The sequence below is a fragment of the Streptomyces sclerotialus genome (assembly GCF_040907265.1).
Taxonomy (GTDB): domain Bacteria; phylum Actinomycetota; class Actinomycetes; order Streptomycetales; family Streptomycetaceae; genus Streptomyces; species Streptomyces sclerotialus.
Window position 1 is genome coordinate 5,984,697 of the sequence record NZ_JBFOHP010000002.1, and the last position, 18,217, is coordinate 6,002,913.

At 68.8% G+C, this 18,217-nt stretch carries 13 protein-coding genes and 1 rRNA gene; 12 read left to right on the forward strand and 2 right to left on the reverse strand.

The window, feature by feature from the left end:
• The first annotated feature begins 10 nt into the window (after window positions 1-10).
• From AAC944_RS26565 to AAC944_RS26600, 8 genes are all read left to right on the forward strand, one after another.
• Window positions 11-700, forward strand: a complete 690-nt coding sequence (locus AAC944_RS26565) for an outer membrane protein assembly factor BamB family protein (protein WP_438272839.1) — start codon at window positions 11-13, stop codon at window positions 698-700.
• A 6-nt stretch (window positions 701-706) separates the two neighbouring features.
• Window positions 707-2,890 carry a protein kinase domain-containing protein gene (locus tag AAC944_RS26570; RefSeq protein ID WP_030624906.1) on the forward strand — a complete coding sequence of 728 codons (2,184 nt, stop codon included), beginning with the start codon at window positions 707-709 and terminating at the stop codon, window positions 2,888-2,890.
• Between the two features lie 51 nt (window positions 2,891-2,941).
• A complete protein-coding gene (locus tag AAC944_RS26575) occupies window positions 2,942-4,993 on the forward strand; it encodes a protein kinase domain-containing protein (RefSeq protein ID WP_030624903.1) in 2,052 nt (683 codons plus the stop codon).
• A gap of 158 nt (window positions 4,994-5,151) precedes the next feature.
• Window positions 5,152-5,439, forward strand: coding sequence for a 30S ribosomal protein S15 (gene rpsO, locus AAC944_RS26580; RefSeq protein ID WP_030624900.1), 288 nt, complete (start codon window positions 5,152-5,154; stop codon window positions 5,437-5,439).
• A gap of 444 nt (window positions 5,440-5,883) precedes the next feature.
• Window positions 5,884-8,103, forward strand: a complete 2,220-nt coding sequence (locus tag AAC944_RS26585; protein ID WP_030624899.1) for a polyribonucleotide nucleotidyltransferase — start codon at window positions 5,884-5,886, stop codon at window positions 8,101-8,103.
• Complete coding sequence (locus tag AAC944_RS26590; protein ID WP_030624896.1) at window positions 8,100-9,479, forward strand: M16 family metallopeptidase; 1,380 nt, start codon at window positions 8,100-8,102, stop codon at window positions 9,477-9,479. The genes AAC944_RS26585 and AAC944_RS26590 overlap by 4 nt, the downstream gene beginning before the upstream one ends.
• Before the next feature lie 53 nt (window positions 9,480-9,532).
• Complete coding sequence (gene dapB / locus AAC944_RS26595) at window positions 9,533-10,285, forward strand: 4-hydroxy-tetrahydrodipicolinate reductase (RefSeq protein WP_030624893.1); 753 nt, start codon at window positions 9,533-9,535, stop codon at window positions 10,283-10,285.
• A gap of 30 nt (window positions 10,286-10,315) precedes the next feature.
• Window positions 10,316-10,771: a tetratricopeptide repeat protein gene (locus AAC944_RS26600; RefSeq protein ID WP_030624890.1), complete on the forward strand. Its 456-nt coding sequence runs from the start codon at window positions 10,316-10,318 to the stop codon at window positions 10,769-10,771.
• Between the two features lie 132 nt (window positions 10,772-10,903).
• Here the strand turns inward: AAC944_RS26600 and AAC944_RS26605 are convergent, their stop codons facing one another.
• Window positions 10,904-11,455, reverse strand: a complete 552-nt coding sequence (locus tag AAC944_RS26605; protein ID WP_030624887.1) for an SCO5741 family PH domain-containing membrane protein — start codon at window positions 11,453-11,455, stop codon at window positions 10,904-10,906.
• Window positions 11,456-11,601: 146 nt separating this feature from the next.
• Window positions 11,602-11,844 carry a hypothetical protein gene (locus tag AAC944_RS26610; RefSeq protein WP_030624885.1) on the reverse strand — a complete coding sequence of 81 codons (243 nt, stop codon included), beginning with the start codon at window positions 11,842-11,844 and terminating at the stop codon, window positions 11,602-11,604.
• A 288-nt stretch (window positions 11,845-12,132) separates the two neighbouring features.
• On the opposite strand from AAC944_RS26610, the gene thyX reads away from it, so the two are divergent.
• The 4 genes from thyX to AAC944_RS26630 all read left to right on the forward strand — a co-directional run bounded on the left by thyX (window position 12,133) and on the right by AAC944_RS26630 (window position 17,942).
• Window positions 12,133-12,882 (forward strand): FAD-dependent thymidylate synthase, encoded by a 750-nt coding sequence (thyX, locus tag AAC944_RS26615; RefSeq protein WP_030624882.1) that lies wholly within the window; start codon window positions 12,133-12,135, stop codon window positions 12,880-12,882.
• A 196-nt stretch (window positions 12,883-13,078) separates the two neighbouring features.
• Entirely contained in the window at window positions 13,079-13,978 is a 900-nt protein-coding gene (gene dapA, locus AAC944_RS26620; RefSeq protein ID WP_030624880.1) for a 4-hydroxy-tetrahydrodipicolinate synthase, read from the forward strand.
• A 148-nt stretch (window positions 13,979-14,126) separates the two neighbouring features.
• The gene (locus tag AAC944_RS26625; RefSeq protein WP_030624878.1) at window positions 14,127-15,812 is read left to right on the forward strand and encodes a ribonuclease J; all 1,686 of its coding nucleotides are present in this window, start codon (window positions 14,127-14,129) and stop codon (window positions 15,810-15,812) included.
• 601 nt (window positions 15,813-16,413) lie between these two features.
• Window positions 16,414-17,942 (forward strand): 16S ribosomal RNA (locus AAC944_RS26630).
• The last annotated feature ends 275 nt before the right edge of the window (window positions 17,943-18,217 follow it).

Sequence of the window (18,217 nt, forward strand, 5' to 3'; positions counted from 1 at the left end):
GGCTTACGACATGGCCGAGCGGCGGGAGGACTGGCGCGTGCCGCTGCCCGCGAAAGCCGAAGGCGCCACGAGTTTCGGCGGCGGGGTCACGATCCTCCCCGACCGTCTCCTGCTGTCGCGGGAGGGTGCGGTCGGGGTGTCGAATCCCCCGGTGAAGTTCTTCTCGCTGCGCCGCAGCGACGGCGGCCTTCAGTGGAAGAAGGAGTTCAAGGGGGTGAACAGCGGCATGAACTACGCCGTCACCTCCGGAGGACGGCTGCTCTCCTCCTCCCGCGAGACACTCCGCTCGATCGACATCGACACGGGAAAGGTGGAGTGGACGTACGCGCCGAAGAACGGCGAGGGCATCGGCATCGCGCACGACCACGGCCGTACGGTCTACACCACTGACTCAGCCGTTGTCTGCGCGCTCGACGCCACCACAGGAAAGCGCAAGTGGCGGTCGGCCCCGAACAGCATGAGCTCCGGCTCCATGGTCATGAGGGGACTCGGCATCACCCCCTCGGGACGCTCGGTGTTCCTCAACAACGAGGCGACGGTCGATGTGCTGGACGCCCGGAACGGCAAGCTGCTGTGGCGATTCGCCGATGTCATGGAAGGCGAGCGCGGGTTGGCCGGGGACGGGCGGCAGATCGTCACGGGCAAGCGCTGCATGCTCATCCGCGACCGCGCGTCCCTCTACCTCCTCCCAGTGGACTGATCCGCCATGGCTTCTCCTCTCGCGCACGACGATCCCGCGCGTATCGGCGCGTACGAACTGGTCGCCCGCCTGGGCAGCGGCGGTATGGGCACCGTCTACCTCGGCCGCTCGGCCGGCGGCCGGGTCGTCGCCCTGAAGACCGTGCACGCCGAGTTCGCCGCCCAGCCCGAATTCCGCACGAGATTCCAGCTGGAGGCGGACACCGCGCGGATCGTCGGCGGACGGTACGGCGCCACGGTGGTGGACGCCGACCCGTGGGCCGAAGTCCCCTGGCTGGCCACCGAGTACGTCATCGGCCCGCCGCTGGACGATGCGGTGGCACTCAGCGGACCGCTGCCGGAGCACTCCGTACGGGCCCTGGGCGCGGCGCTGTGCCAGGCCCTCGGCCAGCTGCACCGTTCCGACGTCGTCCACCGCGATCTCAAGCCCTCCAACATCCTGCTCACCGCGGCAGGCCCCAAGCTCATCGACTTCGGTATCGCCCGCGCTCTGGGCGACGACCGGCTGACGCGTACCGGTGCCGCCGTGGGCACCCCCGCCTTCATGTCCCCCGAGCAGGCCACCGGCCAGGAACACCCGCCGGCCGGTGATGTGTTCGCGCTCGCCGGTGTCCTGCTGTTCGCCGCCACCGGGCACGGCCCGTTCGGTGGCGGCTCGGCCGCCGAGCTGCTCTACCGAGTGCGGTACTCCGAACCCGACCTCGACGGCCTTCCGGAAACCCTGCGCCCGGTACTGGAGCGCTGCCTCGCCAAGGAAGCGGCACACAGACCCGGAGTAGTGGAACTGGCGGGTCTCCTGCACGACGGCGGTGGCGAGTTCGCCGATCACCTGCCGGACCCGGTGCTGACCGACATCGCGCAGCGCGGCACGGCGATCTGGCGTATCCAGCCCCAGCGGCTGCCCGCCCCGTCGTATGCCGGGACGTCTTCTCCACGGCGGGAGACGTCCCGGCCCTCGCGCCGGAAGATCCTCTCGCTGGCGGGCGGCGGTGCGCTCGCGCTGGGCGCGGCAGGCGGCGGCTGGGCCTGGCTGAGCAGCTCCGCCTCGCCCGGCGAGTCCGCAACGGCTGCCGAGCGCTCCACCCGGTCTCCTGGAGAGCCGCCGCGCATGGCGTGGGACTACCGCCCGGGCGAGGAGCAGGACGTCCCCCTGGCGGCTGCGGGATCCCTCGTCGCGGTCTCGAGCGGTAACGGGCTGACGGCTCTGGACGTGAAGACCGGAGAGGAACGCTGGACCAACCACGATCTCGTGAACAGTTACAACCAGCAACTCGTCGGCGACGGGAAGCGGCTGTACGTCGCGGTGACGGCCGATGACTACTCGGTCGGCGTCGCATCGGTGAACCTCACGACAGGCAATGCCGACACCACCCTCGCCACCTTCCGTGACATGGACATCACTGACACCAAGTTCCTCGCGCGGCATGGGCGCATGCTCTACTTGCTGACGTGCGGTGGCCTGTACTCGAAGACGAAGGACCACTGGTTCGTCATCGGTCTCGACCTCGCCACGGGCCGGAAGCAATGGCAGCGAGAGGTCGCCGGCCCGAACACCTACGGCCTCGACGACGACGCGTTCGCCTCGGCCACCGGGAGCCACGTCGTGCTCACTCTTCCGGCCACCGCGACCGCACGCGACGCACGGACCGGCAAGAAGCTGTGGAGCCGTGCGCTGCCGGCCCCTCGCACCACATCGGAATGCGTCGAGCCGGGCGTGCCGGCGCTCTCCGACCGGCTCGCGGTGTTCGGCTCCGGCGAACTGGTGGCGCTGCGGCTGTCCGACGGAAAGGTCGCCTGGCGCTTCGGCGAGGGGCGCTCCCCGGGAAAGGACGTCGAGAAGGACGACCGCTACTACGGAGACCCGACGATCCACGACGGCGTTGTGTACGTGTGCGAGATGGGCAAGCGACTGCTCGCCATCGACCTCGACACGGGCAAGCTGCTGTGGGAGGAGAGGGGCGCGGCGCCCCCGACCTACGCAGTGCGGCCCGTCGTCGGCAAGAAGTACATCTACACCGCGCCCGAGATGGACAACGTCTGGGCTCACGCGGTGGACCGGCGGTCCCACACCGCCGCCTGGAGCTTCCAGGGGCCGAACGGCAACGGGTGGTACGTCTCCGACTTCCTCAGCTGGGAAGGACGGCTCATTTCCCACCGTGGCGGCGTCGTGTGCGCGATCCCGCTGGAATGAAGCGCCGAGGCACCACCTACCCCGTTTCGAACATTGAAAGGACCAGTCCCCGTGAGACCTCTCGGCAGCGGCGATCCGCTGCGTCTCGGCCCGTACCGGCTGCTCGCCGTACTGGGCGCCGGCGGTATGGGCCAGGTGTACCTCGGCCGGGACAGGGAGGGGCGCCGGGCCGCGGTCAAGGTGCTGCGCCGGGAGCTGGCCCATGATCCGCACATGGCCCAGCGGTTCCTGCGCGAGGCCTCGGCCGCCCGGGCAGTGCGCAGTCCGGGCGTCGCCCGGGTACTGGACATGGAGACCGGCACCGGGCAGTTGTGGATCGCGACGGAATTCCTCGCCGGACCGACCCTCTCCGACGCCGTCGGCCGGCACGGACCGCTCGACGAGGACGGTGTACGTGGCCTGGGCGCGTCGCTCGCCCGCACGCTCGCCGATGTGCACGCGGCCGGGCTGGTGCACCGTGACCTGAAGCCGCCCAACATCGTGCTCACCTCTGACGGCCCCCGCATCATCGACTTCGGCATCGCCCGCCCCGAGCACGGGCTCACGCTCACCAGCACCGGGCAGGCCCCCGCCACGCCGGGATACGCCCCGCCCGAGCAGGTGCTGGGCCGGCGCACCGGACCGCCCGCCGACGTCTTCGCGCTCGGTGCGGTCCTCGCGTACGCGTCGAGCGGGCGCCCCGCCTTCGACGCCGCTCACGTCGCCGCCGTGCAGTACGAGGTCGTGCACGGCACACCGCACCTCGACACCGTCCCGCCCGGTATACGCGCCATCGTCGAGCCGTGCCTGGCCAAGGAGCCGGGCCTGCGGCCGCTGCCGCACCAGGTGGCGAGCCACCTCGCGCCGCCGCAGCGGGCGGAGCGCAGCTGGACGACGGGGGCGCTGGCCGCGGACATCGCCGAGCGGGAGGCCGCGGCCAGGAAGCTGGCTACTGTGCCCGGGGCCGTGGACGTACGGCACCCCGGCCGGCGCCGTTTCATCGGAGCGCTGGCGGCCGGCGGCGCGGTCCTCGCCGTGGGCGGCGGCACGGTCGCCTGGTGGCTGAGCAGGGACGAGTCGGCGGACGCCGCGTCGTGGGCGGCCGCCCCGCTGTCCACGTACCGGCCGGGCGTGGCACCGGAACCGCTGTGGACCAAGCCCGGAGCCGCTGCCACGGCCCCGGACTCACCCGGACCGCTGCCCGTCGGTGACGTGGTCGTGACCGGAGCGACGAAGGGCGGCCTGGTGGCGTACGACGTGCGCACCGGCCGGCAGCGGTGGACGGCTTCGGGTGTCGAGGCCGCCCGGGGGTGCCTGAAGACCGGCGACACGGTCCTGGCGGCCGACGGTGACGGCGTGCTCCGCGCGCTGGGCGCCACCGACGGCAAGGAGCGCTGGCGGGCCCGCGTAGGAGCGGCGGTGCTGCTCGCCTCGGACCCGGAAGCCGTGTACGTCCTGACGGAGGACGGCCGGCTACGGGCCGTGTCGACGGAGTCGCGGTCAGCTCGGTGGACCGTGCCGGCACCGGGCCGGATGACGACGAAGGCGCCAGGGCGCGCCGTGGCGGGTAAGGACAGCCGTCTCGTACTGTCCGGCCCGCACGGCGATGTGACCGCCCTCGACACCGCCACCGGGCGCGCGGTGTGGCGCGAGCCGGGGCAGGCCGCACACGCCCTGGCCCCCGCCGTGCACGACGGGACCGTCTACCTGGGCGGGCGTACCCTGCGGGCCCTCCGGCTCACCGATGGCGACGAGCAGTGGTCGAGGAAACCGCCTGCCGGGGAAGCCTGGGGCGCGCCGGCCGCGAGCGGCTCCGCCCTGTACGTGACGGTCGGTGGTGAGGTGCAGCGCCGGCACACGGACGGTGGCGACGGGTGGACCGCGCCTTACTGGAAGGACGACGACAACGACCCGCTCACCGACGCTCCCGTGATCCAGCGGAACGCTGTGTGGACGGCGGTCGACAGCACCGGCGCCCAAGGGATATCGGTGGTCAGGGCGGATAACGGGAGCCAGGCGTGGCTGTACACGCCGGGGACGGCCGGACGCTGGCAGATGGCCACCGCCGGCAACCGCCTCTTCCTCCTCCAAGCAGGTACCCTCACCGCCATGCCCGTCTTCTGACGTGGCCGGGCCCGGGAGGGCGCTGGTCCGCTACGCCCCGTCACGGGCACTCCTCGCCTCCTGCTACCCTGGCTACGCCCAGCCGAGTAATCGAAGCTCCTCTGTGAAGCAGACCAGAGGCGCTCGGTGGGGCTCAGAGGAATCCCAAGGAGTACCGCGTGTCGCTCGACGCCGCTACGAAGAAGCAGATCATGGCCGAGTTCGCCACCAAGGAGGGTGACACCGGTTCCCCCGAGGTCCAGGTCGCGCTGCTCTCCCGCCGCATCTCGGACCTGACCGAGCACCTCAAGACGCACAAGCACGACCACCACTCCCGCCGTGGTCTGCTGCTGCTGGTCGGCCAGCGCCGCCGCCTGCTGCAGTACCTGGCGAAGAAGGACATCACCCGCTTCCGCCAGCTGGTGGAGCGCCTCGGCATCCGCCGTGGTGCGGCGGGCGCCAAGTAAGACGTCGTGGAGGGAGCGGTTCCCGGGGCCGGGAGCCGCTCCCTTTGCCGTACGCGCGGGGAAGTGCTCAGATGCACCCCGCATCACACACCGGACGGCTTTGCCACCCCCCTGGTGGACAGAAGCTTTGTAGTCTGGTCCCACAACGCCATACCGACGGCGCAGCAACGACAGCGCCGTGGCCGGCGCGCCGCGCTCACCACCGACCGGCGCGCCGTGCAGACAACGCAACACAGCGAAAGAGGTGGGGCGCCCATCAGCCGCCGGTCCTCGGTAGTGGCCTCCGGTGACGCGCAAGGCCTCCGGGCCACGCACCGGGTGCTTCGATCGAAGACCGGCCCGCAGCAGGCGCTCCACCACCGATGATCCGCTGCCGCACGGGCAGCGGGTCGCAGACGGTCCCCTGCCAGACGGGCAGCGGACGCAGACGAGGAGATATTCCTGGTGGAGAACGAGACCCACTACGCCGAGGCCGTCATCGACAACGGCTCCTTCGGCACCCGCACCATCCGCTTCGAGACGGGCCGCCTGGCCAAGCAGGCCGCCGGCTCCGCCGTCGCGTACCTGGACGACGACACCATGGTGCTGTCGGCCACCACCGCTTCCAAGAACCCGAAGGACCAGCTGGACTTCTTCCCGCTGACCGTCGACGTCGAGGAGCGCATGTACTCGGCCGGGAAGATCCCCGGCTCGTTCTTCCGTCGTGAGGGCCGGCCCTCCGAGGACGCGATCCTCACCTGCCGCCTGATCGACCGGCCGCTGCGCCCCTCCTTCAAGAAGGGCCTGCGGAACGAGATCCAGATCGTCGAGACGATCATGGCGCTCAACCCCGACCACCTGTACGACGTGGTGGCCATCAATGCTGCTTCCTGCTCGACGCAGCTGGCGGGTCTGCCCTTCTCGGGTCCGATCGGCGGCACGCGCGTCGCGCTGATCAACGGGCAGTGGGTCGCCTTCCCGACCCACACCGAGCTCGAGGACGCCGTCTTCGACATGGTCGTCGCCGGCCGTGTCCTGCCCGACGGTGACGTCGCGATCATGATGGTCGAGGCCGAGGCCACCGAGAAGACCATTCAGCTGATCAAGGGCGGCGCCGAGGCCCCGACCGAGGAGGTCGTGGCCGCCGGTCTGGAGGCCGCGAAGCCCTTCATCAAGGTGCTGTGCAAGGCCCAGTCGGACCTCGCCGCCAAGGCCGCCAAGCCGACCGGTGAGTTCCCGATCTTCCTGGACTACCAGGACGACGTCCTGGAGGCGCTGACCAAGGCCGTCAAGGGTGAGCTGGCCCAGGCGCTGACCATCGCCGGCAAGCAGGAGCGCGAGAGCGAGCTGGACCGCGTCAAGGCGCTGGCCGCCGAGAAGCTGCTGCCGGAGTTCGAGGGCCGCGAGAAGGAGATCTCCGCCGCGTACCGTTCGCTGACCAAGAGCCTGGTCCGCGAGCGTGTCATCCGGGAGAAGAAGCGGATCGACGGTCGCGGCGTGACCGACATCCGTACGCTCGCCGCGGAGGTCGAGGCCATCCCGCGCGTGCACGGCTCCGCGCTGTTCGAGCGCGGCGAGACCCAGATCCTGGGTGTCACCACGCTGAACATGCTCCGCATGGAGCAGCAGCTGGACACGCTGTCGCCGGTGACGCGCAAGCGCTACATGCACAACTACAACTTCCCGCCGTACTCCACCGGTGAGACCGGCCGCGTCGGTTCGCCGAAGCGCCGCGAGATCGGCCACGGCGCGCTGGCCGAGCGGGCGATCGTGCCCGTGCTGCCGACCCGCGAGGAGTTCCCGTACGCGATCCGTCAGGTGTCCGAGGCCCTCGGCTCCAACGGTTCGACCTCGATGGGCTCCGTCTGCGCCTCGACCATGTCGCTGCTGAACGCCGGTGTGCCGCTGAAGGCCCCGGTCGCCGGTATCGCCATGGGTCTGATCTCGCAGGAGATCGACGGCGAGACGCACTACGTCACCCTCACCGACATCCTCGGTGCGGAGGACGCGTTCGGTGACATGGACTTCAAGGTCGCCGGTACGAAGCAGTTCGTGACCGCGCTGCAGCTCGACACCAAGCTCGACGGCATCCCCGCCTCGGTGCTGGCCGCCGCGCTGAAGCAGGCCCGCGACGCGCGTCTGCACATCCTGGACGTGATGAACGAGGCGATCGACGTTCCGGACGAGATGTCCCCGAACGCGCCGCGCATCATCACCGTCAAGATCCCGGTGGACAAGATCGGTGAGGTCATCGGCCCCAAGGGCAAGATGATCAACCAGATCCAGGAGGACACCGGCGCCGACATCACGATCGAGGACGACGGCACCATCTACATCGGTGCCGCCGACGGCCCGGCCGCCGAGGCCGCCCGTACGACGATCAACGGCATCGCCAACCCGACCATGCCGGAGGTCGGCGAGCGTTACCTGGGTACGGTCGTGAAGACCACCACCTTCGGTGCGTTCGTCTCGCTGCTCCCGGGCAAGGACGGGCTGCTGCACATCTCGCAGATCCGCAAGCTCGCCGGTGGCAAGCGCGTGGAGAACGTCGAGGACGTGCTCGCGGTCGGCGCCAAGGTGCAGGTCGAGATCGCAGAGATCGACCAGCGCGGCAAGCTCTCCCTGATCCCCGTGATCGAGGGCGAGGAAGGCGACGAGGAGAAGAAGGACGACGCCGCCAAGTGACGTCCCGTACTTCCCGGACGACGGCCCGCACCTCTTCGGAGGGGCGGGCCGTCGCCCGTACCCAAACGCTTCTCAAGGGCGAGGGCGGCGCGGGCACGGTCCGCAGGACCGTCCTCCCCGGCGGCCTGCGCGTCGTCACCGAGACCCTGCCGTCCGTACGGTCGGTGACCTTCGGTATCTGGGCGAACGTCGGCTCCCGGGACGAGACTCCGGCGCTGAACGGCGCCACCCACTACCTGGAGCACCTGCTCTTCAAGGGCACCGAGCGGCGCAGCGCGCTGGACATCTCCGCCGCGATCGACGCGGTCGGCGGCGAGATGAACGCCTTCACCGCGAAGGAGTACACCTGCTACTACGCGCGGGTGCTCGACACCGACCTGCCGCTGGCCATCGACGTGGTCTGCGACATGCTCACCGGGTCGCTGATCCGTGAGGAGGACGTCGACGTCGAGCGCGGGGCGATCCTCGAAGAGATCGCCATGACGGACGACGATCCGGGTGACTGCGTGCACGACCTCTTCGCGCACACGATGCTCGGGGACAGCCCGCTGGGCCGCCCCGTGCTGGGCACGGTCGACACCGTCAACGCGCTGAATTCGAGCCGGATACGCCGCTTCTACAAGAAGCACTACGACCCGACCCGGCTGGTCGTCACCGCGGCCGGCAACGTCGACCACGCCAAGGTCGTCCGCCAGGTCCGCCGCGCCTTCGAGAAGGCCGGCGCGCTCGACCGTACGGACGCGGTGCCGATGGCCCCCCGCGGCGGTACGCGGACGATCCGCACGGCGGGCCAGGTGGAGATGCTCGGCCGGAAGACCGAGCAGGCGCACGTCATCCTCGGCATGCCCGGCATGCCGCGCACCGACGAGCGGCGCTGGGCCATGGGCGTACTGAACACCGCGCTCGGCGGCGGCATGAGCTCCCGCCTCTTCCAGGAGGTACGGGAGAAGCGCGGCCTGGCCTACAGCGTGTACTCGTACACGTCGGGCTACGCGGACTGCGGGCTCTTCGGGGTGTACGCGGGCTGCCGTCCGAGCCAGGTGCACGACGTGCTGAAGATCTGCCGGGACCAGCTGGACGAGGTCGCCGAGCACGGACTGGCGGACGACGAGGTCGAGCGGGCCATCGGGCAGCTGCGCGGCTCCACGGTCCTCGGCCTGGAGGACACCGGCGCCCTGATGAACCGCATCGGCAAGAGCGAGCTGTGCTGGGGCGACCAGATGTCCGTGGACGACATGCTCGCCCGGATGGCGGCCGTGACCCCGGACGACGTGCGCGAGGTCGCACGCGATGTACTGGGGCAGCGTCCTTCGCTGTCCGTCATCGGCCCGCTGAAGGACCGGCAGGCCGCCCGGCTGCACGAAGCGGTCGCCTGATCGCATCCGGCGGTCCCCGGACCGCGCCACAAACCGTGAAGGAAGCAAGGACGATGAGCAAGCTGCGCGTGGCTGTGATCGGCGCCAGGGGCCGGATCGGCTCCGAGGCCGTCAAGGCGGTCGAGGCTGCCGAGGACATGGAGCTGGTGGCGGCGCTGGGCCGCGGTGACGAGCTGGACACGCTGGTCGAGGCCGGTGCCCAGGTCGCCGTCGAGCTGACCAACCCCGACGCCGTCATGGAGAACCTCGAGTTCTGCGTACGCAACGGCATCCACGGCGTGGTCGGCACCACCGGCTGGACCGACGAGCGCCTCGCGCAGCTGCGGTCCTGGCTGGACGCCTCGCCGCGTACCGGCGTGCTCATCGCGCCGAACTTCTCGATCGGTGCCGTGCTGACCATGCAGTTCGCCCAGCAGGCGGCCCGCTTCTTCGAGTCCGTCGAGGTCGTCGAGCTGCACCACCCGAACAAGGCCGACGCGCCTTCGGGTACCGCGGCCCGCACGGCACAGCTGATCGCCGAAGCGCGCGAGAAGGCCGGCTGCGCGCCGGCGCCGGACGCCACCGCGACAGCCCTGGACGGCGCCCGCGGTGCTGACGTCGCCGGCGTTCCCGTGCACTCCGTACGGCTGCGCGGGCTGCTGGCGCACCAGGAGGTGCTGCTGGGCGGCGAGGGCGAGACCCTGACCATCCGGCACGACTCGCTGCACCACTCCAGCTTCATGCCGGGCATCCTGCTCGGCGCGCGGCGCGTGGTGGACACTCCGGGGCTCACCATGGGCCTGGAGAACTTCCTCGATCTGGCCTGACGGCCGGCAGTCAGTAGGGCAGTACGTACAGTGCGCGCAAAGATCACTTACTTCGTCCTCGCGGCGGTCCTGGTCGTCTACTTCTTCCTGGTCGGCGACCGCGGCGTGCTGCTCATCCGGCAGGGCACCCCGATCACGGTCGCCTTCGGGATCGCCGTCCTGGTGCTGCCGCTGATCGGGGTGTGGTTCCTCTGGCACACCACCCAGTTCGCCCGGAAGGCCGGACTGCTGGCGAAGGAGCTGGCGGCCGAGGGCGGGCTGCCCGTCGACGAGCTGCAGCGGACGCCGAGCGGCCGGATCGACCGGGACGCCGCCGACGAGGTCTTCCAGAGGCGGCGGGCCGAGGCCGAGGCCGCGCCGGAGGACTGGCGGGCGTGGTTCCGGCTGGCGATCGCCTACCACGACGCGCGGGACACCCCGCGGGCCCGCAAGGCCATGCAGCGGGCGATCGCGCTGCACGACGGGAAGCCGGTACGGGCGGCCTGAAGCGCACGTACGACGGGCCTGCGCCGCGGTACGGACGGACGCGGCGGTACGGGGACGGGGCGCGAGCTTTCCGGCTCGCGCCCCGTCCCCGTACGCATGCTCTTGCGCGGCCGTGAGCCGCCCGGCCGCTTCTCAGCCGCGGTGCTCCGCCGCCCACGCGGTCACCGTGTCCGCCGCGCGGTTGAACGCCCCGGTCCGGGTCATGAAGTCGCCGTCGTGGTCGGTGAAGAGGGTGCGCGGCTCACCGTCGCCCGGGCCACCGATCAGCAGCGCCTGCCCCTGGACCGTGCGCGGCAGACCCAGCCAGCGCACCGGCTGCTGCACCGTACGGACCGAGGTGACCGCGCTCCACGGGAGCGTCGTCGTCCGTACCAGCCGCACCTGGCGCAGCCCCGCGGCGCTCACCCAGACGCCGGCCCGCAGCAGCCGCACCGCGAACGCGATGAGCACCACCGCCAGCGCGAGGCAGACCACGGCACCGACCGGCGCCCCGGCCAGCCCGATGATCAGCGCGGACAGCAGGACGAAGGAAGCCAGCAGCAGAAACACCGCCGCCGTCCCCACCCGCCACGGTCCGGGGCGGTAGGGACGGCGCCAGTGGTCACGCTCGTCGTACGGAAGGGGAGCCGGGTCTCCGGCTTCCCCGTCGAGGTCGCGGTCGGCCGTCAGAAAGGGCAGGGGCACGGCGGATCCTCACTCACGGCCCGCGTCACGCACGGGCACACGGTCGAAAGCTGTGACCGGTGAGGCTAGCGGCACCAGGACGGCCGGAACCAGTCCTGCGCCGGTCCGCCGGGCTGCCCGCCCGAACGGCGCAACGCGCACCCGGCTCAGCGGCCGTGCGCGGCCTCGGACTGATGGGTGCCCGGGCCGCCTGCCGTGTCCTGCTGCAGGGCGGGCACGCCGAACAGCAGGGAGCCGGTCAGACCGGCGACGACGGTGAGACCCAGCAGCGTGCGGCCGAAGATCTGCGAACGGCTCGCCCGCTGACGCGGCGGGGGAGTGACATTGCTGCGGAACCGGTCTGCCTCGGCGACAAAGGCGAACGGGACGGGCTCTCGCCGGCGGAACATGAGCGGGCTCTCCTAGGAACCTCGAAGTGGGCAGTGTCACATGGTTCAACGTCACTGGCACTCGGAGAGTGCCCGTTTTCCGTGACTTCTGTGAAAAATATCAACTGCCGTGCGTGCGGTGCGCACCGGGGGGTCCCTTTTGTCGCATCGCGCCACATCACGCCGGATTTCCGGGCTTGTCAGCGCCGGGCCGTAGGCTTGGCGCGCCCGAGCGATGAGCGGCATGAGCACTGCAGCAGTCGGACGGGTGCCCGCCGCAGCACGATGTATGAACGGAAGGAACCGCCGGTGTCCCACACCCCCGCCGAGAGCGCCGAGAGCGCAGCCCCCGCATTCCGGAGCGAGGTGACGGTCGAGCTGGTCAAGCACGCCGCCGGCGACAGCGACGTCCTGTGGGCCGCGCGGGTCTCCACCGCAGGTGAGCAGTCCCTGGAGGAGCTGCAGAAGGACCCTGAGCGCTCCAAGGGTCTGATCAACTACCTGATGCGCGACCGGCACGGCAGCCCGTTCGAGCACAACAGCATGACCTTCTTCATCAGCGCCCCGATCTTCGTGTTCCGCGAGTTCATGCGGCACCGCGTGGGCTGGTCGTACAACGAGGAGTCCGGCCGGTACCGGCAGCTGGAGCCGGTCTTCTACGTCCCCGCGACCGACCGCAAGCTCGTCCAGCAGGGCCGCCCGGGCAAGTACGAGTTCGTCGAGGGCACCGAGGCGCAGCACGAGCTCACCACCCGGGTGATGGAGGACTCCTACCGCCAGGCGTACGAGGCGTACCAGGAGATGCTGGCGGCCGGTGTGGCTCGCGAGGTCGCCCGTTCGGTCCTCCCCGTCGGCCTCTTCTCCTCCATGTACGCCACCTGCAACGCCCGCTCCCTGATGCACTTCCTGGGCCTGCGTACCCAGCACGAGCAGGCGAAGGTGCCGTCCTTCCCGCAGCGCGAGATCGAGATGGTCGGCGAGCAGATGGAGGCCCACTGGGCCAAGCTCATGCCGCTCACGTACGCCGCCTTCAACGCCAACGGGCGGGTCGCTCCGTAAGCCGCGCGACGGAGATCTCCGCGACCCGGCGGAGGGCCTCGCGGGAAGGTGTCCGTATTGCGGCGTTTTGAGAAATTCCTCTACGCTGAACACACGGATCCGGCACTGCCTGAACCCCCGAGCAGGCAGTGCCGGGTCCACATCCCGCCCTCCCCAGGGGAGCAACCAGCGGTGAGCTACGAGTAGCGTGGGACCCATGGCTCCGACTTCCACACCGCAGACCCCCTTCGGGCGGGTACTGACCGCCATGGTCACGCCTTTCACGGCGGATGGCGCTCTCGACCTCGACGGCGCGCAGCAGCTCGCCGCCCACCTGGTGGACGCCGGCAACGACGGCCTCGTCGTCAACGGCACCACCGGAGAGTCCCCGACCACCAGTGATGCGGAGAAAGCCCAGCTGGTACGGGCCGTGGTCGATGCGGTGGGAGACCGCGCATTCGTGGTCGCCGGAGCCGGCACGAACGACACCCGGCACAGCCTGGAGCTGGCCCGCGCCGCCCAGGACGCCGGCGCGCACGGCCTCCTCGCCGTGACGCCGTACTACAGCAAGCCGCCGCAGGAAGGTCTCTTCCGGCACTTCTCGGCGATCGCCGACGCCACCGACCTGCCGGTCATGCTGTACGACATTCCGGGGCGCAGCGGCGTACCGATCAACACCGAGACCCTGGTCCGGCTGGCCGAGCATCCCCGCATCGTCGCGAACAAGGACGCCAAGGGCGACCTCGGCCGCGCCAGCTGGGCCATCGCCCGCTCCGGCCTCGCCTGGTACAGCGGCGACGACATGCTGAACCTCCCGCTGCTCTCGGTCGGCGCCATCGGCTTCGTCTCGGTCGTCGGCCACGTCGTCACCCCCGAGCTGCGCGCCCTCCTCGAAGCCCACGTGACCGGCGACGTCACGAAGGCGAAGGAGATCCACCAGAAGCTGCTGCCGGTCTTCACCGGCATGTTCCGCACCCAGGGCGTCATCACGACCAAGGCCGCGCTCAACCTCCAGGGCATCCCCGGCGGCCCGCTCCGGCTGCCGCTGGTCGACCTCTCGCCCGAGGAGACCGAGCAGCTCAAGGTCGATCTCGCCGCCGGCGGGGTACACCTGTAACACCAGACTTCACAACTGAATACGGCTCGCGCGACCCAGGCGGTCGTCACAGCTGAAGACGAACACCACAGCCACAACAGCAAGTGCACGAATGTCATGCGCGCCACGTGCCTCATGGGCCCGTGGCGCGTGTGGTGAGGAGAGTCTTTTGAGTCATCCGCATCCCGAACTCGGCGCGCCGCCGAAGCTCCCCGAGGGCGGCCTGCGCGTCACCCCGCTGGGCGGCCTCGGCGAGATCGGCCGCAACATGACCGTCTTCGAGTACGGCGGCCGGCTGCTGATCGTCGACTGCGGAGTGCTCTTCCCCGAGGAGGAGCAGCCCGGAATCGACCTGATCCTGCCGGACTTCTCGTCCATCAGGGACCGCCTCGACGACATCGAGGGCATCGTGCTCACCCACGGGCACGAGGACCACATCGGCGCCGTCCCCTACCTGCTGCGCGAAAAGCCCGACATCCCGCTGATCGGCTCCAAGCTGACCCTCGCCCTGATCGAGGCCAAGCTCCAGGAGCACCGCATCCGGCCGTACACGCTGGAGGTCGTCGAGGGACACCGCGAGCGCGTCGGCCCCTTCGACTGCGAATTCGTCGCGGTCAACCACTCCATCCCGGACGCCCTCGCGGTCGCCATCCGGACCCCCGCCGGCATGGTCGTCCACACGGGTGACTTCAAGATGGACCAGCTCCCGCTGGACCGCCGGCTCACCGACCTCCCCACGTTCGCCAAGCTCGGTGAGGAGGGCATCGACCTCCTCCTGTCGGACTCCACGAACGCCGAGGTCCCCGGCTTCGTGCCGCCCGAGCGCGACATCTCCAACGTGCTGCGCCAGGTCTTCGCGACCGCCCAGAAGCGCATCATCGTGGCCAGCTTCGCCAGCCACGTGCACCGCATCCAGCAGATCTGCGACGCCGCCCACGAGTACGGGCGCCGCGTCGCCTTCGTCGGCCGCTCGATGGTCCGCAACATGGGCATCGCCCGCGAGCTGGGTTACCTGAACGTTCCCGCCGGCCTCGTCGTGGACGTCAAGACCCTCGACGACCTGCCGGACGACGAGATCGTGCTCGTCTGCACGGGCTCGCAGGGCGAGCCGATGGCGGCCCTCTCCCGGATGGCCAACCGCGATCACCAGATCCGGATCGTCCCGGGCGACACGGTGATCCTGGCGTCCTCGCTCATCCCGGGCAACGAGAACGCCGTCTACCGCGTGATCAACGGGCTCACCCGATGGGGTGCCAACGTTGTCCACAAGGGCAACGCCAAGGTGCACGTCTCGGGTCATGCCTCGGCGGGCGAGCTGCTGTACTTCTACAACATCTGCAAGCCGAAGAACCTCATGCCGGTGCACGGCGAATGGCGCCACCTGCGCGCCAACGCCGAGCTGGGCGCGCTCACGGGCGTACCCAAGGACCACATCGTCATCGCCGAGGACGGGGTGGTCGTCGACCTGGTCGACGGCGTCGCGCGGATCACCGGCAAGGTCCAGGCGGGATACGTGTACGTCGACGGCCTCTCCGTCGGCGACGTCACCGAGAGCGCCCTGAAGGACCGCCGCATCCTCGGGGACGAGGGCATCATCTCCGTCTTCGTCGTGGTCGACAGCACCACGGGCAAGATCACCGGTGGGCCGCACATCCAGGCCCGCGGTTCCGGCATCGACGACGCCGACTTCGACGGCGTCCTGCCGAAGATCGACGAGGCACTGGCCAAGTCGGCCCAGGACGGCGTCATGGAGCCGCACCAGGTGCAGCAGCTCGTGCGCCGCTGTGTGGGCAAGTGGGTGTCCGACAACTACCGCCGCCGGCCGATGATCCTGCCGGTCGTCGTGGAGGTCTGACGACCCGTCGGAAGCGTGTGCGGAGCGGGGCGCCCGGATTTGCATCCAGGAGCCCCGCTCCAGTACGTTTACGGCTCCGCCTGAGGGGAACCGGGAACGCCTATGCGTCCACGGGACCGCAGGGCGACCGGACCCGCAAGGGGACGGAAATCCGGCCCAGAGCAATCTGATAAAGTCGGACCAGCCGAAAGGCAAGGCCCTTCCAAAGGCCACCGGAAACAAATTCGGACCGGAAACGGAACGAAATCGGATCTGGTAAAGTTGGAACCGCGAAGAAGCCGAAAGGCCGAAACGCACCGGCGAAAATCGGAGCCGCGAGGATCTGATAGAGTCGGAAACGCAAGACCGAAGGGAAGCGCCCGGAGGAAAGCCCGAGAGGGTGAGTACAAAGGAAGCGTCCGTTCCTTGAGAACTCAACAGCGTGCCAAAAGTCAACGCCAGATATGTTGATACCCCGTCTCCAGCAACTCCGCTGGGACGAGGTTCCTTTGAAAGTCCTCCCAAGTTTGGGAGGCAACACAGCGAGGACGCTGTGAACGGATCGGACTATTCCTCCGATCTGTTCCGCTCTCGTGGTGTTCGCCCCGATCACGGGGAAGCATTCACGGAGAGTTTGATCCTGGCTCAGGACGAACGCTGGCGGCGTGCTTAACACATGCAAGTCGAACGATGAAGCCGCTTCGGTGGTGGATTAGTGGCGAACGGGTGAGTAACACGTGGGCAATCTGCCCTGCACTCTGGGACAAGCCCTGGAAACGGGGTCTAATACCGGATACGACACGGGATCGCATGGTCTCCGTGTGGAAAGCTCCGGCGGTGCAGGATGAGCCCGCGGCCTATCAGCTTGTTGGTGGGGTAATGGCCTACCAAGGCGACGACGGGTAGCCGGCCTGAGAGGGCGACCGGCCACACTGGGACTGAGACACGGCCCAGACTCCTACGGGAGGCAGCAGTGGGGAATATTGCACAATGGGCGCAAGCCTGATGCAGCGACGCCGCGTGAGGGATGACGGCCTTCGGGTTGTAAACCTCTTTCAGCAGGGAAGAAGCGCAAGTGACGGTACCTGCAGAAGAAGCGCCGGCTAACTACGTGCCAGCAGCCGCGGTAATACGTAGGGCGCAAGCGTTGTCCGGAATTATTGGGCGTAAAGAGCTCGTAGGCGGCTTGTCGCGTCGGATGTGAAAGCCCGGGGCTTAACCCCGGGTCTGCATTCGATACGGGCAGGCTAGAGTTCGGTAGGGGAGATCGGAATTCCTGGTGTAGCGGTGAAATGCGCAGATATCAGGAGGAACACCGGTGGCGAAGGCGGATCTCTGGGCCGATACTGACGCTGAGGAGCGAAAGCGTGGGGAGCGAACAGGATTAGATACCCTGGTAGTCCACGCCGTAAACGTTGGGAACTAGGTGTGGGCGACATTCCACGTCGTCCGTGCCGCAGCTAACGCATTAAGTTCCCCGCCTGGGGAGTACGGCCGCAAGGCTAAAACTCAAAGGAATTGACGGGGGCCCGCACAAGCGGCGGAGCATGTGGCTTAATTCGACGCAACGCGAAGAACCTTACCAAGGCTTGACATACACCGGAAACGTCTGGAGACAGGCGCCCCCTTGTGGTCGGTGTACAGGTGGTGCATGGCTGTCGTCAGCTCGTGTCGTGAGATGTTGGGTTAAGTCCCGCAACGAGCGCAACCCTTGTTCTGTGTTGCCAGCATGCCCTTCGGGGTGATGGGGACTCACAGGAGACTGCCGGGGTCAACTCGGAGGAAGGTGGGGACGACGTCAAGTCATCATGCCCCTTATGTCTTGGGCTGCACACGTGCTACAATGGCCGGTACAATGAGCTGCGATACCGCGAGGTGGAGCGAATCTCAAAAAGCCGGTCTCAGTTCGGATTGGGGTCTGCAACTCGACCCCATGAAGTCGGAGTCGCTAGTAATCGCAGATCAGCATTGCTGCGGTGAATACGTTCCCGGGCCTTGTACACACCGCCCGTCACGTCACGAAAGTCGGTAACACCCGAAGCCGGTGGCCCAACCCCTTGTGGGAGGGAATCGTCGAAGGTGGGACTGGCGATTGGGACGAAGTCGTAACAAGGTAGCCGTACCGGAAGGTGCGGCTGGATCACCTCCTTTCTAAGGAGCACTTCTAAGCCGGTCCTTCGGGGCTGGTTCAGAGGCCAGAACATCAGCGAACGTCTGATGCTGGTTGCTCATGGGTGGAACGTTGACTACTCGGCACACTCGGTTTCGAGACCACTAGTACTGCTTCGGCGTGGAACGTGAGGATCGGCTGGATGTGTCGGGCACGCTGTTGGGTGTCTGAGGGCACGGCCGTGAGGCTGTCCTTCAAACGCCGGCCCCGGTGTAGCACCGCCAAGTGTGGTGTGTGACGGGTGGCTGGTCGTTGC

Excerpts from the sequence above, each read along its gene's own strand:
- AAC944_RS26565 (WP_438272839.1), top strand. The coding sequence starts at position 11 with ATGGCCGAGCGGCGGGAGGACTGGCGCGTGCCGCTGCCCGCGAAAGCC.
- AAC944_RS26570 (WP_030624906.1), top strand. The coding sequence starts at position 707 with ATGGCTTCTCCTCTCGCGCACGACGATCCCGCGCGTATCGGCGCGTAC.
- dapB (WP_030624893.1), top strand. The coding sequence starts at position 9,533 with ATGAGCAAGCTGCGCGTGGCTGTGATCGGCGCCAGGGGCCGGATCGGC.
- AAC944_RS26610 (WP_030624885.1), bottom strand. The coding sequence starts at position 11,844 with ATGTTCCGCCGGCGAGAGCCCGTCCCGTTCGCCTTTGTCGCCGAGGCA.
- dapA (WP_030624880.1), top strand. The coding sequence starts at position 13,079 with ATGGCTCCGACTTCCACACCGCAGACCCCCTTCGGGCGGGTACTGACC.